Genomic DNA, 22,169 nt, shown 5'->3' with positions numbered 1-22,169 from the left:
AGGTGACGCAACATGACGGGGCGGGTCGGGGACACCACTTCCGGTTTGCCGATGAGGGATGTAAGCTGCATCACAATAGTCATCACCTGTTCGCATGGATAACCTGGTGTGGCTTTCCTGACCTCGTCGACCTCAACCATGCCAGCAGCAGTACCGATCCACGGATGATCGGCCCTCTGGCTGGATAGGTCGAAGGAGGGTCAATCATGACCGGAATTGCCGATCACACCGCCCACGACGCGTCCGCCACGACCGTGAGCGTCAACGACCGGGGGATGTCCGTCGCCGACGTCGCCCCGCATACGACCACGCTGCAGTGGCTGCGCGGCAGCGGAATCACCGGCCCGAAGGAGGGCTGCGCGGAGGGCGAATGCGGGGCCTGCGCCGTGATGGTATCCCGCCCCGACGGCGACGGTGGCACCCGCTGGACCTCGATCAACTCATGTCTGGTCCCCGCCGCCGCGCTGGCCGGTCAGGAGATCTATACCGCCGAGGGGCTGGCCTCCGCCGAGGCGCTGCACCCCGTGCAGCAGGAAATGGCCCAGCGGGGCGGTTCCCAGTGCGGCTACTGCACCCCCGGGTTCGTCTCCTCGATGGCCGCCGAGTACTACCGTGAAGACCGGACCGGTTGCGCCTGCGGCCCCGGTGGTTGCGGCTCGGCCCCCTCGACCTCGGAAATCGTCTCCACCGCCGAGCCCGTCCCCTCGGGCAACGAACTTCCCTGGCCGATGGTCGCCGACGACCAGGCCAGACCGCTGGAATCCTGGCTGCCCCCACGGACCTCGGCGCCCACGGAGACCAGGACCGAACCAGCCACCAGATACGAATCGACCCCCGGGCATGAATCGGAGATCGGGGCCAACGGATTCGACCTCCATGCCCTGTCGGGAAACCTGTGCCGCTGCACCGGCTACCGGCCCATCCGCGATGCGGCCTTCGCCCTCGGCGAGGTCGATCCCGATGATCCGATCGCCCGGCGGCGGAACCAACCGGCGCCGGCCAGCAGGCCACTGCGCCTCGACGGCGAGTCCGGCACCTTCGTGCGCCCGGCGGATCTCGCCGAAGCTCTGGAACTGCTCGGTTCGACCCGGGAAGCGGTCCTGCTGGCCGGCTCGACCGACTGGGGGGTCGAGCTGACCATCAAGCATCGCCGCGCCCCGCTGACCATCGCCATCGACCAGCTGCCCGAACTGCGGCGGTTCCGCCAGGACGGGGACCACCTGGAGATCGGGGCGGCGCTGACCTTGTCGGAAGTCGAGCGGCTCCTGGACGGATCGGTGCCCCTGCTCGCCGAACTCTTCCCCCTGTTCGCCTCCCGACTGATCCGCAATGCCGCGACGATCGGCGGGAACCTGGGCACCGGATCACCCATCGGCGATCTGGCCCCGGCACTGTTGGCCCTGGACGCCGATCTGGTGCTCAGCTCCCCGCGAGGAGACCGGACGGTGGCCTTGGCCGAATACTTCACCGGGTACCGGCAAAGCGTGCGTGAGGCCGATGAACTCATCCGTGCGGTGCGCATCCCGACACCCATGGCGCCGGTGGCCAGGTTCTACAAGGTCGCCAAACGCAGATTCGACGACATCTCCTCGGTGGCGGTGGCCATCGCCGCGACCGTCACCGACGGGAGCATCGAGCACATCCGCATCGGCGTCGGGGGAGCCGCGGCCACGCCGCTGCGCGCCCGGGACACCGAAGCCGCGCTGCTCGGCCAGCCATGGACGGCCCGGACGTTCGAGGCCGCCGCGGAGGTCATGGAGGCCGAAGGGACACCGATGTCCGACCACCGGGCCAGCGCCGCCTACCGCAGTGCCACGCTCGCCCAATCCATACGCCGCTTCCACGAGGAGGTCGGATCATGAAACCGTTCTCGTCCCGTCCCCTGGCCGACATCCCCCGGGACAGTGCTGCCGGGGTCGTCATGCCGCATGAGGCGGCGTGGGACCACGTCACCGGTCACGCGCTGTACACCGACGACCTGCCGCACCGTTCCGCCAACGTCCTGCATGCCTGGCCGTTGCAGGTGTTCTGCGCCCACGCCCGCATCGATTCCCTGGACACGTCCACGGCCCGGACCATGCCGGGGGTGGCCCGGGTGCTCACCGCGGAAGACGTCCCCGGTCTCAACGACTACGGCGACATCGGCGACGAGACCCTCTTCCCCGCGGAAGTGCAGTTCCACGGCCAACCCGTGGCCTGGGTCCTCGCCGAGACCCTCGAACAGGCCCGGCTGGCCAGCGAGGCCATCGAGATCACCCAGACCGAGCTGCCCTCCATCATCACCACCCAGGAGGCCATCGCCGCCGGGGCGTTCCAGGGACCGACGGGGACCCTGCACCGTGGCGACGCGGATGAGGCCCTGGCGACGGCCCCGCACCGTCTCAGCGGGGGGATCGACATCCAGGGCCAGGAACACTTCTACCTGGAGACCCAAGCCTCCTTTGCCACCATCGACGAGGGAGGACAGGTCTTCATCCAGTCCTCGACCCAGGCCCCGAGTCACACCCAGGAGGTCGTCGCCCGGGTGTTGGGGATCTCCTCGAGCCAGGTGACCGTGCAGTGCCTGCGCATGGGGGGAGGTTTCGGCGGGAAGGAAACGAACGCCAACGCGTTCGCCTCCGTCGCCGCCCTGGGGGCCGTGCTCACCGGCCGGCCCGTGAGCCTGCGGTTGAACCGCACCCAGGATCTGACCATGACCGGCAAACGAGGCGGATTCCACGCCACCTGGGAGGCCGGGCTGGACGACGAGGGTCACATCCTGGCCTATAAGGCGGTGCTGACCGCCGATGGGGGGTTCAGCGTCGACCTCTCGCCCGCGGTGGTCAGCCGGGCGTTGTGCCACGTGGACAACGCCTACTACCTTCCCAACGTCCACGTCGTCGGCCGGATCGCCCGGACGAACAAGACCTCCCATACGGCCTTCCGTGGATTCGGTGCCCCGGCAGGGATGATCGTGACCGAGGACCTGCTGGGTCAGGCGGCCACGAAACTGGGCATCGACGAAGAGGAGATCCGCCGCCGGAACTTCTACGCCCCGGGCCAGAGGACCCCCTATGGGCAGGAGGTCAGCCAGGCCGCGCGCATGGGAGACATCTGGGACAAGCTCCTACAGAGCAGCGATTACCACGCCCGACTGCGCGACGTCGCCGATTTCAACGCCCGGAACCAGCACGTCAAACGGGGCCTGGCCATCACCCCGGTGAAGTTCGGTGTCTCGTTCAACAAGCCGGTCCTGAACCAGGCCGGGGCCCTCGTGCTGATCTATCGGGACGGATCGGTGCTGATCAACCACGGGGGGACGGAGATGGGCCAGGGGCTGCACACCAAGATGCTGCACGTCGCCGCGACCGCGTTGGGCCTGCCGTTGCGCCGGGTGCGACTGGCCCCGACCCGGACCGATAAGGTGCCCAACAGCTCGGCCACCTCCGCCTCGACGGGCTCCGACCTCAACGGCGGGGCAGTGAAGAACGCCTGCGAACTCATCCTGGACCGGCTGGCCCCGGTGGCCGCCGGCATGCTGGGCGTGAACTCCAACGATGTGCGCATCAGCGGCGAAGTCGTCAGTGGTCTGGGGACGAAGAACACCGTGGACTGGGCCGAGCTCGTCGAGACGGCCTACCAGCAACGCGTCTCCCTTTCGGCGACCGGCTACTTCCGTACCGAGGGCCTCTACTTCGATCCGAGCACCTACCAGGGCAATGCGTTCAAGTACTACTCCCGCGGTGCCGCTGTGGCCGAGGTCGAGGTCGACGGGTACACCGGGGCGTATACGACCCGGCAGGTGGATCTGCTGCACGACGTCGGTAGTTCGCTGTCGCCGCTGATCGACCTCGGGCAGATCGAGGGGGCCTTCGTCCAGGGTGCAGGATGGCTCACCCAGGAGGACCTGCGCTGGGATACCAGCGAGGGCCCGCACCGCGGCAAACTGCTGACCCAGGCGGCGAGCACCTATAAGCTGCCTTCCTTCTCGGAACTGCCGCAGGTGTTCAACGTCGATCTGTATGTCCACCCCACCGACGATGGCAGCGTCTACGGGTCCAAGGCGGTGGGGGAGCCGCCGCTCATGCTCTCGATCGCGGTGCGGGAGGCCTTGCGGGCCGCCGCCGCGGCCTTCGGCGAGCCGGGACAGCAGGTCGAACTGCCGTCCCCGGCCACCCCCGAGGCCGTGTACTGGGCGTTGGACCAGGTCCGTCGGAGGAGCCCCTCCCCGGCCCTGCCGGCCGAATGACGGGGGTGGAACAGCATGGATTGGATCACCGGGCTCAGCCGTGCCCGCGCCACCGGGACCGCCGGGATACTCGCGACGATCATCGAGGTGCGCGGACACTCGCCCCGCGAGGTCGGCGCGAAGATGTTCATCGCCGCGGGCACCACCTCGGGCAGCGTCGGCGGGGGCAACATGGAAGCAACCGTCACCGAACAGGCCCGCACGATGCTGCGTCAGGGGGCCGAGGAGGTGGCCGAAACCGAATTCGGCCTCAATGAGCACGCGCAGGTCGCCTACGGCACCCAATGCTGTGGCGGCACCGTCCGGGTGCTCATGGAGCCGATCGGCCGCCGCCCCACGGTGGCGGTCTTCGGGGCCGGACACGTCGGCAAGGAACTGGCCCGGATCCTCAGCAGGACCGAGCTGACCCTCCACCTGGCCGATACCAGGCGGGGAATGGTCGACGAGACCCTGACCGCCACGTTGAGCGAAGGCCCGGCCACCGTGCACCTACACACCCTGCCGGCCCCCGAGACCCTGATCGCCGAACTCCCTGATGACGCCCATGTCCTGATCCTCACCCATGACCACGCAGAAGACCTGATCCTCTGCGACGCCGCCCTGCGGCGCGGGAGTCTCGGGAGCATCGGAGTGATCGGCTCCTCGGCGAAATGGTCCCGGTTCCGCAAGAAACTTGCTGCCGAAGGCCATGCCGACGCAGCCATCGAACGTATCCAATGCCCGATCGGGGTTCCCGACCTCACCGGGAAACACCCCGCCGTCATCGCCATCAGCGTCGCCGCCGACCTCATGCGCGTCTTCCAGAAAGCCACCCCATGATCCACGACGACCTTGCTCCCACGACGATCTTCCACGGCCGCATCCTGGACACCCCCCGGGACCCCTTCGACGGCGGCGGGTTGCGCGCCGAGGACTGTGCGCTCGCCGTCACCGAAGGTGTCATCACCTTCCGCGGCTCCCTCGCCGAGGCCCAACGACTCCATCCGTCCGCGACACTCACCGGCATCGAGGGGTTGTTGCTCCCCGGGCTGGTCGATACCCATGTGCACTACCCGCAGTTGCGGATTATCGGTGGACTGGGGATGCCGCTGCTGGAATGGCTCGAGCACTGCGCCCTGCCCGAGGAGGCCCGCATGGCCGACCCGGCCCATGCTCGGGCGGTCGCCGACGAGTTCGTGAACGGACTGATCAGTGCCGGAACCACCACCGCCCTGGCCTTCGGGGCCCACTACGTCCCGGCCACCGACGCCCTGTTCCGGGCCGCGCACCACAGCGGACTACGGATGACCGCGGGACTGGTGGTGGCGGACCAGGAGCTGCGCGAGGACCTCCACACCACCCCGGAACTGGCGGCCGCCGACGCGGCGGGGTTGATCGACAGCTGGCACGGGAAGGGGAAGCTGCGATACGCCGTGACCCCGCGGTTCGCGCTCTCGGCGAGCCCCGACCTGCTCGACTCCTGCCGGGAGACCCTCGAGGGCGCCCCCGACCTGTTCTTCACTTCCCACGTCAACGAGAACCAGGCGGAGATGGCGGCGGTGGCCGCATTGTTCCCGACCGCCTCGAGCTACAGCGACGTCTACGATCGGCACGGCTTGCTCGGGCCCCGCAGCCTATTGGCCCACAACGTCCACCCCACCGATGCCGAACTGGCCCTGCTGGGCGAGACCGGGACCGCGGTAGCCCACTGTCCGTCGTCGAACTCCTCCCTCGGCAGCGGCCTGTTTCCGTTGCGCAGACACCTCGAAGCCGGGGTGCGGGTCTCGCTGGGCTCCGATGTCGGGGCCGGCACCGGATTCAACCAGTTCAAGGAAGGCCTACAGGCCTACTTCCACCAGCAGTTGCAACCGAACGGCCTCGCGTTGGGGCCGGCTCATCTGCTCCATCTGGCCACCGTGTCCGGGGCCCGCGCCCTGGGCCATGACGACGTCGGCCATCTCAGCGTCGGCGCCGTCTTCGACGCGATCGAGGTCAACCCGCCATCCGGGACCCCCCTCGAAGCCATCCTGCGGAACGCCGTCAGCGCCGATCGCGCCCTTGCCGCAGTCTTCGCCAACGGGACCAGCGCGGATATCGACCGCGTCTGGATGGGCGGTGTGGCGACCCGTACCCGTACGCCAGAGTAATCCTCGGGATCCCCACGGATCAGGCGGGCCATCGTCCACTGCGGACCCGATGCGCCACGTCATGGTGGTTCCACCACAGTTCAAAGGAGAACAATGAGTACCAACACCCCGAAACGGGAAAGTGTTCCACCGGAAAAAACCTCCGCCGCGCACCGGAGCGCGATCGACAGATACTTCAAGGTCAGCGAACACGGGTCGACCTACGGCATCGAGTTCCGCGCCGGCATCACGACGTTCCTGGCGATGAGCTATGTCATCTTCGTGAACCCGAGCATCCTCAACGATGCCATGGCCGGGCAGATGCCCGATGTGGGGAACCTGTTCACCCAACTGGTGATGGTCACCTGCATGGCGGCGATCCTCGGTTCGCTGTACATGGGTCTGATCGCCCGCTACCCCTTCGCCCAGGCACCCGGCATGGGGCTGAACGCCTACTTCTCCTACACGGTGGTCCTGGGGCTGGGATACCGCTGGGAGACGGCGCTCGGTGCCGTGTTCATCTCGGGGGTGCTGTTCATCATCCTGAGCATCTTCGGGGTCCGGCAAGCGATTGCCCGGGCCCTGTCGATCAGCATGAAGTACGCGATCACCGCAGGAATCGGTGCCTTCCTGGCCTTCCTGGGCATGAAGAACATGGGATTCGTCGTCAGTGACGACGCGACATTGGTCAGCATCGGCGACGTCACCAAACCACATGTGTGGTTGGGGCTGCTCGGGCTGCTGATCATCGCCGTGCTCATGAAACTGCGGGTCAAGGCGGCGATCCTGGTCGGGATCATCGCTACGACCCTCATCGCCGTCGTCAGCCGGCTGCCGGTCTACCCGGGCGCCGAAGAGGGCACGTTCGCGGCCTTCGGCGGCTTCGGGGGTTCTCCGGTCCAGATGCCCATCTGGCCCAGTGACCTGGCCTTCCACCTGGACATCGGCGGGGCGCTGGGAGCCGGACTGCTGTCGGTGGTGTTCACGTTCTTCTTCGTCGATTTCTTCGACGCCACCGGAACCCTCACCGGGCTGAGCCAGCGGGCCGGCATGATCGGCAAGGACGGCGAGATGCCGCGGGCGAAGACCCTGTTCTCGATGGACGGACTCGCTGCGCTCAGCGGTGCCGCCCTGGGCACCTCGACCACGACCGCCTACGTCGAATCGGCGGCAGGGGTCGAGGAAGGGGGCCGCACGGGGTTGACCGCGGTCACCGTCGCCGGCTTCTTCGGCCTGGCGATGTTCTTCTCCCCGGTCATCGCCGCCGTGCCGACCTCGGCCACGGCCCCGGCACTCATCCTCGTCGGGGCGTTGATGATGGAAGGGGCGCGACATATCGAATGGGACGACATCTCCGAATCCCTGCCGGCGTTCCTGACGATCATCGTCATGCCGCTGACCTTTTCGATCGCCGAGGGCGTCGCCGTCGGCCTGGTCTCCTACGCACTCATCAAGGTGTGCTCCGGGCGGATCAAGGAAGCCCACTGGATCCTCTACCTCATCGCGGCACTGCTGATCGTGAGGTGGATCTGGCTGGGCTGACCGCGTGGATCGGGGCCGTCGACCCAGCCCGGGGTGCTAGTCCCCGTCCTCGGGCTGGTCGACTGCGTCCAACACCCCCGACGGGGGATTGAGCATGATCGCCGCCTCGTCCCGACGGTGGCGCAGGATCGTTTCGATATAGGACTCGATGGTCTTGGACATCGGGACGTTGCTGCCGCGTTGTTCGGAGATGAACCAGCGGTGCTCCAGGACCTCATGGACCAGTTGGGCCGGTTCGAGCTTGCCGTGGAGTTCACGCGGGATCGCCTGGGTGATGGGATCGAAGACCTCGTGCACCCACTGGGCCGCGTTGAGTTCCTCGTCCATCTCCGGATGCTTGCGGGCACGGAAGGCGTCGATGTCGTTGAGCAGCCGCCGGGCCTGGAACTCCTGGACGTCCAGACCGGTCAGGCGCAGCAGCCGGCGCTGGTGGTGCCCGGCGTCGACGACCTTGGGCTGGATCTGCAGTTGGGTGCCGTCGGCGGTGGTCCGCAAGGCGATTTCGTCGACGTCGAAGCCCAGGTCGTTGAGCCGGCGGATCCGCTCGTCGACCCGCCACCGTTCGGCCAGATCGACGTGGTCGCGCCGGGTGAGCTCCTGCCACAGCCGGTGGTAGCTGTCCATGATCTGCTCGCTGGTGGCCAGCGGGTCCACCGAGTCCTCGATCAACGAGGCCTCCATCAGGTCCATCAGCTCACCGGCGATGTTCACCCGGGCGATCTCCAGATCGTATTCCCGTTGGCCGTCGGAGAGCGAGGGGTACAGTTCCCCGGTCTCGGCGTCCACGAGGTAGGCGGCGAAGGATTCGGCGTCCCGGCGGAACAGGGTGTTCGAGAGGGAGACATCGCCCCAGTAGAAGCCGGCCAGATGCAGCCGGACCAGCAGCAGGGCCTGGGCGTCGATGAGCCGGTGCAACGTCTCGCGCCGGAGCCGCTGGGAGAACAGGGCCCGATACGGCAGCGAATACTTCAGGTGCCGGGTCACCAGGACCGGGTCCAGTTCCTCCCCGTTCTCGTCGGCACGGCCGCTGATGACGGCCACCGGCTCCACGCAGGGAACCCCCAACCGGTTGAGCTTGCGCAGCATGTGGTACTCATGCCGGGCGATATGCTCCCCGGTCTCCTTGACCGCGATGACGGTTTCACGGAGCAGGGCGAAGCGGACGACGTGGCGGGAAATGCCGCGCGGCAGCGCCGCGAGGTTCCTGGCCGGCCAGTCCTCCAATGGAATATGCCACGGCAGGTCCAGCAGCGCCGAATCCATGGTGGCCGAGGTGATGTTCAACGAACCACCCAGCGAGGTGCGCGGGGTCTCGTCGCTGATCGCGGTTTCACGGGGGAGCTTGCCGTGCTGGCTGTAGTCGGTCGGTTCGTTGTGCCAGCTGGCGTAATGGCGGGTCATCGCATCCTCGGTTCTGCGCCGGGCCCCACGGGCCAGGCGGGTGGAACGACGCCGGCCCCGCCTTCGCGGTGAAGGCGGGGCCGCCGTCGGCTACCGGTGGTGGTTACTCGGAATCGACGAGGTTCTCCACGTCGGCCAGCGAGGCCTGCGGGGCGTTGGCCGCCTCGGGATCACCCAGGCGCTGCCCGGTCTTGGTGTCGAACATGTGGATGTGCTCGGCCTTCGGGCGGACCATCACGGTCGAGCCCTTCAGCGGGGGCCTGCGCCCGTCCACGCGGATGACCATCGGGTACTCGCGGCCATCCAGGGTGGCGTGGCCGTAGACGTAGGCGTCGGCGCCGAGTTCCTCGACCACGTCGACCTCGACGTCCAGGCCTTCACCGGCCCCGACGATCTCCAGGTCTTCGGGGCGGACGCCGGAGGTGATCGTCTGGCCGTTGGCCTCAGCCAGGACGGCCGGGTCCACCGGGTAGGTGTAGTTGCCGAATTCGATGCCACCGGAAACGGCGGGCAGCTCCAGCAGGTTCATGGCGGGGGAGCCGATGAAGCCGGCAACGAAGACGTTGGCCGGACGGTCGTAGAGGTTGCGAGGGGTGTCCACCTGCTGCAGGATCCCGGCGTTGAGGACCGCGACGCGGTCGCCCATCGTCATGGCCTCGACCTGGTCGTGGGTCACATACACGGTGGTGACGCCCAGCCGACGGGTTAGCGAGGCGATCTGCGTACGCGTCTGCACACGCAGCTTCGCATCGAGGTTCGACAACGGCTCGTCCATGAGGAAGACCTGCGGGGAACGCACGATCGCGCGGCCCATGGCCACACGCTGGCGTTGGCCACCGGAGAGGGCCTTGGGCTTGCGGTCCAGGTAGTCCTCGAGGTCCAGCAGCTTGGCGGCCTCACGGACGCGCTCGGCGCGTTCGGCCTTGTCGATGCCGGCGATCTTCAGGGCGAAGCCCATGTTCTCGGCGACCGACATATGGGGGTAGAGCGCGTAGTTCTGGAAGACCATGGCGATGTCACGGTCCTTCGGCGGGACATCGGTGACATCGCGATCGCCGATGAGGATCCGTCCCGAGTTGACGTCCTCCAGCCCGGCGAGCATGCGCAGCGATGTTGATTTGCCGCAACCGGAAGGTCCGACGAAAACGAGGAATTCCCCGTCGGCGACATCGAGACTGAGCTGGTCGACTGCGGGCTTCGAAGTGCCCGGGTAGAGCCTGGTTGCCTGGTCAAAAGTGACAGTGGCCATGATTGATCTATCCCCTCACGGGCAGGTACGTGCCCGACGGTCCGTTGTGAATGGTGTCACAATCATTGCACACCGAGGACCGATTGCAGAAGTGCCGGGACGTCACCAATTCCGTCGACCCGGAACGGGGCCCGGGTCTTCCCCGGACCGACCTTCACCCCGACGTCGCCCGGACGCAGCACGGCGAAGGCGTCCTCGTCCGTCACGTCGTCGCCGACGAACAGGACGGCGTCGGCGTCGACGACCTCGCGCAGCCAGTCCAGGCCCGCGCCCTTATCCGCCCGGATGACTGAGGCCTCCAGGACGTTCTTGCCATCGGAGAGGGCCAGGCCGGTCAAGGACTCCAACCGGCTGCGTGCCTCGCGCAGGGCCGAGGCCCCCACCGCGGCCTCCGCCTGCCTGACATGGAGGACGACGCCGGCCGGCTTGTGTTCCAGCGTGGTCCCGGGATGCCGGGCGCTGACCTCATCCAGCACCGAGGCCGCGGTGGCCAGCAGGGCCTTCTGGTCCCGGCCCAGGTCCAGGCCGCCGGCATCGGCGGCCAGTTCGGGGGGCGCCCACCGCTGGCCGCCGTGGCTTCCCACCAGCAGGACGTGGGGTTCCGGCCGGGCCACGGTGCGCAGGCTCTCCAGATCCCTGCCGGAGATCAGCGCGGTGACCGTGTTGTCCAGCTCGCCCAAACCGGCAAAGGCCTCAGCGGCGGCCGGCAGGGCCCGGGCGTCCTCGGGCCGGTCCACGAACGGGGCCATGGTGCCGTCGAAGTCCATGGCCACCAGCAGCAGCCTGACATCGCGCAGGCGCTCCAGGGCGTGACGAAGGTCGGCATCCAGGGCCATGCTCAGTCCTCCTCGGTCCGCGCCAACGAGGCCAGGAAGTCGCGCGACCAGCGGGCGACGTCGTTGGTGCTGACCTGGCGGCGCATGATGCGCATCCGTCGGGCGGCTTCCTGCTCGGGCATGCGGATGGCGTCCATGATGGACTCCTTCATCCCGTCGATGTCGTGCGGGTTCACCAGCACGGCGTGGCGCAGCTGGTCGGCGGCGCCGGCGAATTCGCTGAGCACCAGGGCCCCGCGGTTATCGGCATGGGCCGCCACATATTCCTTGGCGACCAGGTTCATGCCATCGCGCAGGGCGGTGACGAGCATGACGTCGGCGGCCAGGTAGAGGGCCACCATCTCCTCGACCGGGTAGCTGTGGTGCAGGTAGCGCACCGCGGTGTGGCTCATGGTGTCGTATTCGCCGTTGATCCGTCCGACGCTGCCCTCCACGTCCTCGCGCAGGGTGATGTAGTGGTCGACGTGTTCGCGGCTGGGGCTGGCGACCTGGACCAGCGTGGCCTGGCCCACGGTCAGTTCCTGGTCGGCGAGCAGTTCCCCGAAGGCCTTGATGCGGTGGCGGATGCCCTTGGTGTAGTCCAGCCGGTCGACGCCCAGCAGGATCACATCGGGATCGCCCAGATCGGCGCGGATCTCGCGGGAGCGGGCCAGCACCGCCGGGTCCTCGGCCAGGGTGGCGATCAACGCCGAATCGATGGAGATCGGGTGGGCTTCGGCCCGGGCCACCCGGCGCGGGGTGCCGTCCTCGTCCTGGACGTGCACGCGTTGGGATTTGACCGTGAACCCGAGGTAGCGCTTCACGCAGCGCAGGAAGTTGCTGGCATCGGACTGGCGTTGGAAACCGATCAGATCGGCGCCGAGGATCCCCTCCAGGACGCGGTGGCGCCAGGGCAGCTGCGCGAAGATCTCCATCGGAGGGAACGGGATGTGGTTGAAGAAACCGATCTTCAGATCCGGGCGCATGGCCCGCAGCAGGCGGGGGACGAGTTGGAGCTGGTAGTCCTGCACCCACACGGTGGCGCCCTTGGAAGCGGCCGCTGCTGCCGATTCGGCAAAACGCACGTTGATCTCGCGGTAACGGTCCCACCAGGTGCGGTGGAACTCCGGGGGCATGATCACATCGTGGTAGAGCGGCCACAGGGTGGAGTTGGAGAACCCCTCGTAATACAGCTCCACATCCTCTTGGCTCAACGGCACCGGAACCAGATGCATGCCGTCTTCCTTGAACTCCTCGAGCTCCTCGTCGGTGGCACCGTGCCATCCGACCCAGGCACCCTCGGCCGAGGCCATGACCGGGGCCAACGCGGTGACCAGGCCACCGGGGGAGCGGCGCCACTGTGAGACGCCCTCGGCGGTGACGACCCGATCCACGGGCAGACGGTTGGCCACGACCACGAAATCAAATTCGCCGGTGACTGCCTTCTTCTCGGCGGTGACCGGAGCGCGGCGTTCGCGTGACGCCGTCGTGCTCCGGTAATCCTGCATGCTGCTCACTGTATTGGGCACGGCTTGCCTCCTTGGGGTGCGTGGACGTACCTCTTCTGCCCCGAGCTTATGCGCCCGGGGCGGGCCCTGCACTCCCTTCACGGCGGGCACACAGGAACGGTGCCCTAAACTAAGTGGGGTTTCCCGTCCGATCCAGCAGAGTAGGAATGTACTTTCATGGCATCAAACACCCCGAGGCCGCCGAAGGCCGAGAGGAACGCCACCGCCCGTGAGCAGGCTCGACAGCTCCACGCACGGCAACAGACGGCAGAGAAACGCAACTCCCTGTTCCTGAAGCTCGGTGTCCTGGTGGCGATCATCGCGATCATCGCCGTCGTCGTGACGCTCGTGATGCAGAACAACAAGACGAGCATCCCCGATGCCGGACAGGCCCCGGCCCACGGCAACCAGTACGGCGGATACACGCTCACCTCGGACGGCCTGACCGAGACCCCGACCATGTCGGTCGACAAGGATGCGGTACCCGATGCCGGGAGCATCGACGGCAAGAGCGTCCCCGGCGGGGTGACCGAAGGCAAGAAGGGCGACCCCGTCCAGGTCGTCATCTACGCGGATATGAGCTGCCCGGTCTGCAAGGACTTCGAGAGCCAATACGGTGCCGATCTGGAGAAGCTGGCCGACGACGGCGACATCACCCTCGAATACCGGATCGCCACGTTCCTGGACCGCATGTCCTCCACGAACTACTCCTCGCGGGCCGCCAACGCGGTGGCTTGTGTTGCCGATGCCAAGCCCGAGGCGTTCAGCGACTACCTGACCGCGCTGTTCGAACAGCAGCCGGAGGAAGGCGGCTCCGGCCTGCCCAACGCGAAGCTGGCCAAGATCGCCGAACAATCCGGGGCGGGGGACATCTCCTCCTGCGCCGACGGCACCGAATTCCGGCCCTGGGCGGAATACGTCAACGTCGGGTTCCAGAAGTACGAAGTCGGCGGAACCCCGGCCGCCTACATCAACGGCCACGAATGGAAGATCGGCGAGGAGGACTTCAAGGAGGTCCTCGACCAGGCAGTGGCGGATAACAAGTAGCCCCGGCCGCTATCGCCGTCCGGGCGGCTCCTGCTGCGGCGGGAGCCGCCCGTTTCCGCACCGGAGGGCACCTGGGCTAATCTTGTTCATGCTGCCGGGCATCCGGCGCATCCGCCTCCTTAGCTCAGTTGGCCAGAGCACCTGTCTTGTAAACAGGGGGTCGCCGGTTCGAATCCGGCAGGGGGCTCCACCATTCCCCGGCGCTGCCCGGCGCTGCCCGGGGCCGTCCGGGTCCCACCGGTGTTCCCGCGGGGTTGCTAGTCGCCCGCACACCTATAGCTGCCCCTGGATATATCGATTCGGTTCCACGTTACGGTCTGCGCGGCTGGTGGCGCGGGGCTCTCCCAGAGAGCACGGGTCGGGTTGGTCTGGGAATCGGGAATGACAACCAGCACCTGCACCTCCAGGGTGGTCGTCTCCTTGAAATCCAGGCCGCCGAGCGTGGGATCCGAGTAGGTATGCGACGTCGTTCCCTGTTTCAGGAAAATGGACTTCGTCGTGGTCGGCTCCGCCGTGGTGTTGGTCGTCCTGATTTCGTAGCGCATCGGAGCTGAAAGCTTTTCTTCAGGCGCTTTCCATACAATCTTCGCTTCCTTCCTCCGGGGCCCGAGGACTACGTCCAGTGTTTCGCACGTGGGGGGCGCGGAAAGGGAGGGGACGGTCAACGCCGTCACGTTCGCCGAGGCGTGCTCGGGGTCGACCCATTTGGCTTCCGTCGGACTCGGAGCGGGGCCGGAAATCAGTAGGACGAGTGCTCCCGCGGCGACCAGTGATCCGACGCGGGCCCCCTTCAAGCGACGCTGTGGTTTCCGCCTTCGGGAAGCGGTGAACTCGATCGGTTGATCGTCGTAACGGCCCATGGCCATAGCGTAGGGCATCGCCCGGAGGGGATGGCGCCGACCCGCCTTCATCGGGGGGTGGGGCCGGAGGGGGAGGACGGGGTCTAGAGGACGACGCGCAGCAGGAAGAGTCCCACCCAGACGTAGCCGATGACCAGTCCGGCGAGCGCCAATCCGGCTCCGCCTTCGCCGGTGCTGCGGATCTGGGAACGGGCGATGTGTCCGAAGACGATACCGAGGATGCCGGTGAACAGCCCCAGGACCAGGGCCAGGATGGCGAGCACGTTAGTCTGAGCCGGGACTGGTTGCTGGTATATCGGCTGCCCGTTCATCGTGTACCCGATTTGGGGCGGCGGCCCCTGGGGCAGGCCCGCTCCGTGGCGCGCGCCGACACCGGCCCTCGGTTTGCAGACCGCCAGGATGATCACGACGACGGCGGCGGTGACCACGGCGGCGACCACCAGGATTATCAAAAGATGCCAGGCCTGTAGTCCGCCCGTGGGTCCTCCTTCTTGGCGATGGCCAGGCCACCGCAACGCGCTACTTCGTAGTTCTCCTGCTGTTCCGGCCCCGCCCGGCATTCTTCTCCGCCGGTGGGCACTGCCGGTCCCAGCCTATTCGGCCTGGTCCTCCACGGTGACACCGGTGACGTTCGCCAGTTCCGAGAGCCGGTGGACCAGCTCGTTGAGGGCCCCGGTCCCTTCGATCTCGAGCTCGACCCCGACCTCGCCGGCGGCGGATTTCGCTTCTGCCCCCTTCATCAGCCGGCTCATGGTCCCACCGCTGCCACCGTCTTCGCGTTCGGTGGAGAACCCCTGGATCTGGAATCCCTGGGTCGTGCAGGCCTGCAGGATGGCCCGCAGGGCCCCGGTGCCATCGACGTAACTGACGCGCAGGCCATGTTCGGTCCGGTTGCCCAGGGAGGTGCGGCGCACGAGCCAGGGATAGGTGTAGGCGACCACATAGTGGGCGAAGACCACGAAGACCGCGGGAATGATCAGCCCGGCCCCGGAGGCCGTGCCGATGGCCGCGGTCAGCCACACCGAGGCGGCAGTGGTCAGCCCACGGACCTTATTGCGTCGTACGAAGACGAGCCCGGCGCCGATGAAACCGATGCCCGAAACGATTTGGGCCGCCACCCGGGAGGGGTCGAGGTTGATGTGGTCCTGGACGGCCGGGGCGATCACATCGGAGAACCCGTACTTGCTCACGATCGTGAACAGGGCGGCGCCGACACCGACCAGGGTGTGGGTGCGCATGCCCGCCGACTTGGCCTTGAGCTGGCGTTCGAATCCGATGGCCGTGGACAGGACCAGGGCCACGGCCAGGCAGATGAGCATCTGCCACCAGGTGGTTTGCCCGGACAGCACCATTATTCCGACTCCCTCATGGCGTGGAAGAACCCGCCGTTGCCCGATCCCGTCTCCGCCGCATTGCCCCTCGAGGCGTTGGCGCCGGGGCGGACGACATCCATGCGCCGGATTTTACCCCAGGTGCCATTCGTCGGGGGCGGGACCGCCGGATGCTGCCGGTGGCCGTGCGTCGGGAGGGGAGATCGGGAAGGATGCGAAAGGGGTCACGAGGGGCTCGACTAATTTGGTGGCGGGCCACGCCTCCGGTACCCTTTCTAGGTACGCCATCGTGGCGTGACATCCGGTTCTTTAGCTCAGTTGGTTAGAGCGTTCGCTTCACACGCGAAAGGTCGCTGGTTCGAATCCAGTAAGAACCACCATCACCCCTCGTCCGGCAACGGACGAGGGGTTTTTCGTGTCGTCGTGACCGTCTGTCGGCGCGGTTCAGCGACGGGCGCTGCCGGGATCAGGCCTTCCGGCTGCGTCCGGGCCACCACAGCTTCTCGCCCAGGTCGTAGGCCAGGGCAGGGACCAGCAGGGAACGGACCACGATGGTGTCCAGGAGCACGCCGAAGGCCACGATGAAGCCCAGCTGTGCCAGGAACAGCACGGGAAGCACCCCGAGGGCGGCGAAGGTCGCAGCCAAGACGAGCCCGGCGGACGTGATGACTCCGCCGGTGGCCCGCAACCCACGCAGGATCCCCACCCGGGCCCCGTGGATGGAGGCCTCCTCGCGGACCCGGGTCATCAGGAAGATGTTGTAGTCCACGCCCAGGGCGACGAGGAAGACGAAACCATAGAGCGGCACGGAAGCGTCGGCGCCGGGGAAATCGAACACCGAATTGAAGACCAGTGCCGAAACGCCCAGTGCCGTGCCGAAGGACAGGACCGTGCTGGCCACCAGGATCAGCGGAGCCACGATCGACCGCAGCAGCACCACCAGGATCAGGGCGATCACCCCCAGGACGATCGGGATGATCAGGTTGCGGTCGTGGATCGAGGCGTCGCGGGTATCCAGTGCGACGGCGGTGTCCCCACCCACCAGCACCTGGTCGTCGAAGGCGGGGGAGTCGAACTCGGTGCGCAGCCGTTGGACGGTCTCTTCGGCCTGCGTTGATTCGGGGGCGTCCTTCAACGTGGCATTGAGCATGACCTGGCCGTCGTGTTCGGTGGGGCGGCCCACCGCGTCGACGCCGGGGTCCTCGGTGAGCACGGCGGTCACGTCCCGGGCCTGGTCCTCCGGGGCGATGACCACTGTCGGGGCGCCGGACCCCGCGGCGAAGTGTTCGCCGAGGGCCTGCTGGCCCGCCTTGGAACCGGTCTGCCCGATGACGAAGTCCGTCTGGGAGATGCCGTCGGCCTTCAACTGGCCCACCCCCAGGGTGCCGATGACCAGCAACAGGGCGGTGGCGATCCAGACCGTGCGCGGGCGGGAGGAGACCAGTCGGGTGACCGCGGGCCAGAGCCCGCGTCCGGTGCGGGCGTAGGCCCTGGACTTCTCGGTGTCGGTGCCCTCGTCGCGGGTGGCCGGGGCATCGGCATCCAGGGCCCGGGGCTTGCGGGGCCAGTAGGCTGCCTTGCCGGCCCACATGAGCAAGGCCGGCAGCAGCGTCAGCGCAGCCAGCATGGCGAAGACGATGCCCAGGGCGGCGACCGGGCCCAGGATGCGGTGGGAGTTCATCTCGCTCAGCAGCAGACACAGCAGACCGGCGATCACCGTCCCACCCGAGGCGAGGATCGGGCCGATCGCCCCGCGCAGGGCGGCCCAGGTGGCCTCCCAGCCCCGCCCGAACCGGGCCAGTTCGGTCTGGAAGCGTGAGACGTAGAGCAGTGAATAGTCGGTTGCGGCCCCGATGACCAGGATCATCAGGATCCCCTCGGTCTGCCCCGACAGGGTCAGCACCCCGGCCTTCGCCAGAGCGACGACCAGTGCCATCGCCCCCGTCAAGGCAGCCATGGCCGTGCCCAGGACGATGATCGGCAGCAGCGGGGAGCGGTAGACGATGACCAGGATGACCAGGACCACGGCCAGGGCAACGAGCAGCAACAGGCCATCCAAGCCGGCGAAGGCACCGCCGATGTCGGCGCTCATGCCGGCCGGGCCGGCCACATAGGTCGAGACCCCCGGGACCGGGTTCTCGGCCAGGAAGGAACGCAGGTCCTCCACCGAGACGCGGGTCTTGATATCCGAGCCGTCGGCGGCGTGGGTCTTCAACGGAACGAAGCTCACTGCGGCGAGACCGTCCTCGCTGGGCCGGGCCGGGGAGACCGATCCGGGGACCACGGTGTCCAGGGTCTGGACGTCATCGAGCAGCCCCTGGATCCCCTGGAGCTGTTCCTCATCCAGTGGGGAGTCGGCCGTGAAGACCAGGGTGGCCGGTAGGGCGTCGGAGGAGCGGAACCCGGGCTGGAGTTCGTGTACCAGGGTGGCTTCGGCGCTCGCCGGCAGGTGTTCGGCCGGGTCGTTGACCGAGACCGCGTTGACTTCCGAGAACGCCCGGCCGCCCATGGAGAAGGCGACGAACCACAGGATGATCAACACCGCGGGGATCAGGATCCGCACCCGCCGTCGCGGCCCGGATCCGGGGTCCGGGGCTCCCACGGCGGGCTTCCTGGTATCGAGGGACGTCATGGTGGGGCCTTCCTGGAGGGGTTCTCGTCGGGTTGTCTTCGACGCTACGGAGCCCCGCGGCAGCCCGGATCAACCGATCGGTTGATCCCGTGTCCGGGCGGTTTTTGATGTTGGACACATCGGCGGGTCCACGCCGCTTCGGGGCTTGCCCGCGGTTGTAGAGTTGCTTACAGGAAACCCCGTCAGAACAGGAGAGTTCGTGTCCGACCGCGACAAGCCGGAGCCCTCCGAAATCACGACACGCACGCAGGATCCGAACCCGAAGGCCGGGTCGATTCCGCGTATTCCGACGTCGGAAATCAAGCAGCCCGCAGGCCTCTTCAGCCGACTGGCCCGGTCCGCAAGCCGTTCCACCGAGAACGACGACGATGCGGCCTCCGACACCGAGGACACCGCACCGGGCTACCACGACGACTGGGTCAAGACCGAACCCACCGGCGCCCTGGCGTATACCCCCGAGGCCTCCGACGCCGTGGAGCAGGCCCGCCCACGGGCCGACCATGTCCTGCCCAGCGGCAGTGTCGACCTGCCCGGCTCTCCTGATGACCGTTCCAAGACCGAACCGGTGTGGGACGGCATCACCCCCCGCACCGCCGAAGTCCCCGTCGCCGCGCCGCCGACCGATACGCCTACCCCCGGAGGGAAGGGTGCCGCGACCCCACCGGCCCGGGACACGGACCAGGCCGGCGAAGCCCCGGCTCCGACCTCCCCCGAGCAGCGCATCAAACCTGCACGGACCGCTTCGCGGAAGACCCGGCCCGGGTGGCCGGGTATGACACCGGGCGGGTCCACCCAGGGCGGAACCACGCCTGCCGGGGATGCTGCCGCGACCCCGGCAGCCGGCTCCACCCGCAAACCGGCCCCGTGGAAGATCCCCGCGGCCCGGCGTCCCAAGCCGGCACCGAAGTCCCCTCCGACGACCACCGCCGTGCCCATCGACCCCGCCGTGGCCAGGGTTTCCAACGTTCTCCCGCCGGAGGCCCGCACCGGGCCGACCAATACCGCCGCACCGAAGACCGCTCCGCGGCCGACACGGCCGGCCCCCGCGCCGTTCCACGCGCCGAATCCGTTGCCGACCGTCGCCCGGGCCGCAGGAAAGGCCACCCCGGCGGCCAAGCGCGCGTTCTCGAAGCTGATGCATACGGAGTCGCCGCCGACCCAGGCGTTCTCGATCGTGGACCGGCTGGTGGGCAGCCCCTACGCGAACCCGCTGATCCAGACCCCCGGCGAGTACGACGCCAACGCCCGCCAAACCCTGGAATTCGCGCTGGACATGGCGGAGTCGATGTTCCGTTTCGGTGCCGGTGCCCTGCAGGCGGAGACCAGCGTCATCGCGGTCACCGCCTCGTTGGGTCTGAGCAATGTCGATGTGGAGATCACCAACCAGTCGATCCACATCAACTATGCCCCGCAGGACCAGAACCCGGTGTCGCTGCTGCGGGTGGTGCGTTCCTGGACGGGCAACTACCGGGGCCTGGCGCTGCTGCACGGACTGGTCTCGGAGATCATCGCCGGGGGAGTCACCCGTACCCAGGCCACCGAACGGTTGCACGAGATCCTGCGTCAGCCCAAGCCCTACCCCCGGTGGTTGGCCACCGTGGGCGGTGGCGGGTTCTGCGCGGCCTTCGTCATGTTCATCGGGGGCAGTTGGTTCGGGGCCCTGGTGGCCCTGGTCTCGTTCTGCCTGATCACCGGCATCATGAACGTGGTGGGTGGCTGGAAGGTCCCCGAGTTCTTCACCATCGGACTCGGCTCGGCAGTCACCACGGGCATCGCCATGCTCCTCTGGGCGGTCAACGCCCCGATCTCCCCGGCGGTGGTCGTGGCCGGCGGGATCATGTTGCTGTTGCCCTCGTCGAGATTCGTGTCGGCGGTCCAGGACGCGATCAACGGATTCCCGGTCACCGCAGCGGGCCGCTTCTTCTCCTCGATGCTCATCTACGGGGCCATCATCGCCGGGATCACCGCGGCGCTGGTGACCGGCACCTTGCTGGGAATGCGCCGACTCGACGTGGCCAACATCGACCAGATCACCTATCCGACGGCGTTCCTGGCCTTCCTGGTCGGGGTCGCTGTGTTCTGTGTGTCCCTGTTCGAACAGACGGCTCGCAGCCTGCTGCTGCCCACCGCCGGGGTGGCCCTCACCGGCTATCTGGCCTACCTGCTCGCCCAGTCGGTCGGGGTGGGGGACCGGATGGCCCCGGCCGTGGCCGCCATCGTCGTCGGCGGCGTGGGCCGCTGGGTGGCCATGAAGATGACCGCCCCGCAGTTGGTGGTCGCCGTCCCGGCAGTGACCTTCCTGTTGCCCGGGCTGACGATCTTCAGGGCCATGTATGGCATCACGATCGACGCGGGCGACATGTCCGTGGGGCTGCTGCAGATGTTCAACGCCTTCGCGATCATCGTGGCCATCGCCGGCGGCGTCGTGCTCGGCGATACCGTCGCCCGTCCCTTCACCAAGGGGTGGATCACCCACGAGCGGCGGCGGATCCGCCGCCGTTAGCGGAGCAGGCTATAAACCCGGCAGTGGCTCCGTGACCTCGGTGTCCGGCGCCCCCGCCCCGGAGCCGCCACGGCCGCCCTCGGCCCCGGGCAGACGCCATTGGACGGGGGCCGCCCCCTGGGCGGTGAGCAGTTCGTCGGCCCGGGAGAACGGACGCGAGCCGAAGAAGCCGCGCCGTGCGGACAACGGCGAGGGATGGGCGCTGGTGATCACCGGCGTCGACCCCAGGAGCGGTTCGAAGCCCTGGGCGTGCCGGCCCCACAGGATCGACACCAGCGGGGCCCGGCGTGAAACCAGTGCGGTGATCGCTGCGGTGGTGAATTGCTGCCACCCCAGTTTCCGATGCGATCCGGCGTCCCCGGCGGCCACCGACAGGATCGGGTTCAACAGCAGCACCCCCTGCTCGGCCCAGGGGGTCAGGTCCCCGGAAGCGGGGAACGGATATCCGGTGTCCTGGCAGTACTCGGTGAAGATGTTCTTCAGGCTGCGCGGCAACGGGTCCACCGAGGCGTCGACGGCGAAGGCCAGCCCGGTCGAATGGCCGGGCGTCGGATAGGGGTCCTGACCAAGGATGAGGACTTTGACATCGGCCAGCGGACGGTGGAAGGCGCGCAGCAGGTGGTCGCCGGCGGGCAGCACCTGTTCGCCGGCGTCGCGGCGGGCGGAAAGCTCGGCATCGAGCTTCTGCAACCGGGGCATCTCGGGCGCAAGTGCCGCCGCCCAGTCGGGGGCCATGGGCCAGGGAGTGTGCTCGGCAGCGGTTTCCATGGGGCTATTCTCCCCGCAGGAGGACGCCACGCGGCAAATGACATGGATGTAATTCGCCATTAGGATGGGGGTGGGTGAAATCGCCTCCGGGCCGGGTCCGGAGGTCGTAAGCGCCGGTGTAGCGACAGGTCTAGTAGGCATGCGATGGCAGTACAAGCGGGCGAACTGGAGTTCGAACCC

The 22,169-nt window shown here is 67.8% G+C and carries 16 protein-coding genes and 2 tRNA genes; 9 read left to right on the top strand and 9 right to left on the bottom strand.

Going from position 1 to position 22,169, the window contains the following annotated elements:
• The first annotated feature begins 206 nt into the window (after nt 1–206).
• The 5 genes from ACT3S2_RS14680 to ACT3S2_RS14660 all read left to right on the top strand — a co-directional run bounded on the left by ACT3S2_RS14680 (nt 207) and on the right by ACT3S2_RS14660 (nt 7,875).
• Nucleotides 207–1,862, top strand: a complete 1,656-nt coding sequence (locus ACT3S2_RS14680; RefSeq protein WP_444561846.1) for a xanthine dehydrogenase small subunit — start codon at nt 207–209, stop codon at nt 1,860–1,862.
• Nucleotides 1,859–4,228 carry a xanthine dehydrogenase molybdopterin binding subunit gene (gene xdhB / locus ACT3S2_RS14675; RefSeq protein WP_444561845.1) on the top strand — a complete coding sequence of 790 codons (2,370 nt, stop codon included), beginning with the start codon at nt 1,859–1,861 and terminating at the stop codon, nt 4,226–4,228. Before ACT3S2_RS14680 ends, xdhB begins: the two co-directional genes overlap by 4 nt.
• Before the next feature lie 15 nt (nt 4,229–4,243).
• Nucleotides 4,244–5,047, top strand: coding sequence for a xanthine dehydrogenase accessory protein XdhC (gene xdhC, locus ACT3S2_RS14670; RefSeq protein WP_444561844.1), 804 nt, complete (start codon nt 4,244–4,246; stop codon nt 5,045–5,047).
• Entirely contained in the window at nt 5,044–6,354 is a 1,311-nt protein-coding gene (locus tag ACT3S2_RS14665; RefSeq protein ID WP_444561843.1) for a guanine deaminase, read from the top strand. The genes xdhC and ACT3S2_RS14665 overlap by 4 nt, the downstream gene beginning before the upstream one ends.
• 93 nt (nt 6,355–6,447) lie before the next feature.
• Nucleotides 6,448–7,875 (top strand): NCS2 family permease, encoded by a 1,428-nt coding sequence (locus ACT3S2_RS14660; protein ID WP_444555487.1) that lies wholly within the window; start codon nt 6,448–6,450, stop codon nt 7,873–7,875.
• Nucleotides 7,876–7,911: 36 nt separating this feature from the next.
• Here the strand turns inward: ACT3S2_RS14660 and ACT3S2_RS14655 are convergent, their stop codons facing one another.
• The 4 genes from ACT3S2_RS14655 to ACT3S2_RS14640 form a co-directional block, all read right to left on the bottom strand.
• Entirely contained in the window at nt 7,912–9,276 is a 1,365-nt protein-coding gene (locus ACT3S2_RS14655; protein WP_444555488.1) for a DUF4032 domain-containing protein, read from the bottom strand.
• A 103-nt stretch (nt 9,277–9,379) separates the two neighbouring features.
• Entirely contained in the window at nt 9,380–10,525 is a 1,146-nt protein-coding gene (locus ACT3S2_RS14650) for an ABC transporter ATP-binding protein (RefSeq protein ID WP_444555489.1), read from the bottom strand.
• Between the two features lie 62 nt (nt 10,526–10,587).
• Entirely contained in the window at nt 10,588–11,361 is a 774-nt protein-coding gene (otsB, locus tag ACT3S2_RS14645; protein ID WP_444555490.1) for a trehalose-phosphatase, read from the bottom strand.
• Between the two features lie 2 nt (nt 11,362–11,363).
• Nucleotides 11,364–12,848, bottom strand: coding sequence for an alpha,alpha-trehalose-phosphate synthase (UDP-forming) (locus ACT3S2_RS14640; protein ID WP_444555501.1), 1,485 nt, complete (start codon nt 12,846–12,848; stop codon nt 11,364–11,366).
• A gap of 177 nt (nt 12,849–13,025) precedes the next feature.
• Here ACT3S2_RS14640 and ACT3S2_RS14635 point away from each other — a divergent pair, with 177 nt between their 5' ends.
• Nucleotides 13,026–13,895 (top strand): DsbA family protein, encoded by an 870-nt coding sequence (locus ACT3S2_RS14635; protein ID WP_444555491.1) that lies wholly within the window; start codon nt 13,026–13,028, stop codon nt 13,893–13,895.
• 113 nt (nt 13,896–14,008) lie between these two features.
• Nucleotides 14,009–14,085: transfer RNA gene (locus ACT3S2_RS14630), tRNA-Thr, on the top strand.
• Between the two features lie 67 nt (nt 14,086–14,152).
• Here the strand turns inward: ACT3S2_RS14630 and ACT3S2_RS14625 are convergent.
• The 3 genes from ACT3S2_RS14625 to ACT3S2_RS14615 all read right to left on the bottom strand — a co-directional run bounded on the left by ACT3S2_RS14625 (nt 14,153) and on the right by ACT3S2_RS14615 (nt 16,107).
• Nucleotides 14,153–14,755 (bottom strand): hypothetical protein, encoded by a 603-nt coding sequence (locus ACT3S2_RS14625; protein ID WP_444555492.1) that lies wholly within the window; start codon nt 14,753–14,755, stop codon nt 14,153–14,155.
• An 83-nt stretch (nt 14,756–14,838) separates the two neighbouring features.
• Nucleotides 14,839–15,195 (bottom strand): DUF4190 domain-containing protein, encoded by a 357-nt coding sequence (locus tag ACT3S2_RS14620; RefSeq protein ID WP_444555493.1) that lies wholly within the window; start codon nt 15,193–15,195, stop codon nt 14,839–14,841.
• Nucleotides 15,196–15,348: 153 nt separating this feature from the next.
• The gene (locus ACT3S2_RS14615) at nt 15,349–16,107 is read right to left on the bottom strand and encodes an MgtC/SapB family protein (RefSeq protein WP_444555494.1); all 759 of its coding nucleotides are present in this window, start codon (nt 16,105–16,107) and stop codon (nt 15,349–15,351) included.
• 282 nt (nt 16,108–16,389) lie between these two features.
• Between ACT3S2_RS14615 and ACT3S2_RS14610 the strand changes: the two genes are divergently transcribed.
• Nucleotides 16,390–16,466, top strand: a tRNA-Val gene (locus ACT3S2_RS14610).
• Nucleotides 16,467–16,552: 86 nt separating this feature from the next.
• On the opposite strand, the gene ACT3S2_RS14605 is transcribed toward ACT3S2_RS14610, so the two are convergent.
• Complete coding sequence (locus ACT3S2_RS14605; RefSeq protein WP_444555495.1) at nt 16,553–18,718, bottom strand: MMPL family transporter; 2,166 nt, start codon at nt 18,716–18,718, stop codon at nt 16,553–16,555.
• 199 nt (nt 18,719–18,917) lie between these two features.
• On the opposite strand from ACT3S2_RS14605, the gene ACT3S2_RS14600 reads away from it, so the two are divergent.
• Nucleotides 18,918–21,221 (top strand): threonine/serine exporter family protein, encoded by a 2,304-nt coding sequence (locus ACT3S2_RS14600; protein WP_444555496.1) that lies wholly within the window; start codon nt 18,918–18,920, stop codon nt 21,219–21,221.
• 9 nt (nt 21,222–21,230) lie between these two features.
• On the opposite strand, the gene ACT3S2_RS14595 is transcribed toward ACT3S2_RS14600, so the two are convergent.
• Nucleotides 21,231–21,989, bottom strand: coding sequence for a uracil-DNA glycosylase (locus tag ACT3S2_RS14595; RefSeq protein WP_444555497.1), 759 nt, complete (start codon nt 21,987–21,989; stop codon nt 21,231–21,233).
• Nucleotides 21,990–22,169: the final 180 nt, after the last annotated feature.

This window comes from Arthrobacter sp. AOP36-A1-22, from assembly GCF_052377615.1.
Taxonomy (GTDB): domain Bacteria; phylum Actinomycetota; class Actinomycetes; order Actinomycetales; family Micrococcaceae; genus Arthrobacter_H.
The sequence above is the reverse complement of the archived record's forward strand: the minus strand, read 5'-3'. Positions and strand labels throughout refer to the sequence as shown.

Excerpts from the sequence above, each read along its gene's own strand:
- ACT3S2_RS14680 (WP_444561846.1), top strand. The coding sequence starts at position 207 with ATGACCGGAATTGCCGATCACACCGCCCACGACGCGTCCGCCACGACC.
- xdhB (WP_444561845.1), top strand. The coding sequence starts at position 1,859 with ATGAAACCGTTCTCGTCCCGTCCCCTGGCCGACATCCCCCGGGACAGT.
- xdhC (WP_444561844.1), top strand. The coding sequence starts at position 4,244 with ATGGATTGGATCACCGGGCTCAGCCGTGCCCGCGCCACCGGGACCGCC.
- ACT3S2_RS14665 (WP_444561843.1), top strand. The coding sequence starts at position 5,044 with ATGATCCACGACGACCTTGCTCCCACGACGATCTTCCACGGCCGCATC.
- ACT3S2_RS14660 (WP_444555487.1), top strand. The coding sequence starts at position 6,448 with ATGAGTACCAACACCCCGAAACGGGAAAGTGTTCCACCGGAAAAAACC.
- ACT3S2_RS14655 (WP_444555488.1), bottom strand. The coding sequence starts at position 9,276 with ATGACCCGCCATTACGCCAGCTGGCACAACGAACCGACCGACTACAGC.
- ACT3S2_RS14650 (WP_444555489.1), bottom strand. The coding sequence starts at position 10,525 with ATGGCCACTGTCACTTTTGACCAGGCAACCAGGCTCTACCCGGGCACT.
- otsB (WP_444555490.1), bottom strand. The coding sequence starts at position 11,361 with ATGGCCCTGGATGCCGACCTTCGTCACGCCCTGGAGCGCCTGCGCGAT.
- ACT3S2_RS14640 (WP_444555501.1), bottom strand. The coding sequence starts at position 12,848 with ATGCAGGATTACCGGAGCACGACGGCGTCACGCGAACGCCGCGCTCCG.
- ACT3S2_RS14635 (WP_444555491.1), top strand. The coding sequence starts at position 13,026 with ATGGCATCAAACACCCCGAGGCCGCCGAAGGCCGAGAGGAACGCCACC.
- ACT3S2_RS14625 (WP_444555492.1), bottom strand. The coding sequence starts at position 14,755 with ATGGGCCGTTACGACGATCAACCGATCGAGTTCACCGCTTCCCGAAGG.
- ACT3S2_RS14615 (WP_444555494.1), bottom strand. The coding sequence starts at position 16,107 with ATGGTGCTGTCCGGGCAAACCACCTGGTGGCAGATGCTCATCTGCCTG.
- ACT3S2_RS14605 (WP_444555495.1), bottom strand. The coding sequence starts at position 18,718 with ATGACGTCCCTCGATACCAGGAAGCCCGCCGTGGGAGCCCCGGACCCC.
- ACT3S2_RS14595 (WP_444555497.1), bottom strand. The coding sequence starts at position 21,989 with ATGGAAACCGCTGCCGAGCACACTCCCTGGCCCATGGCCCCCGACTGG.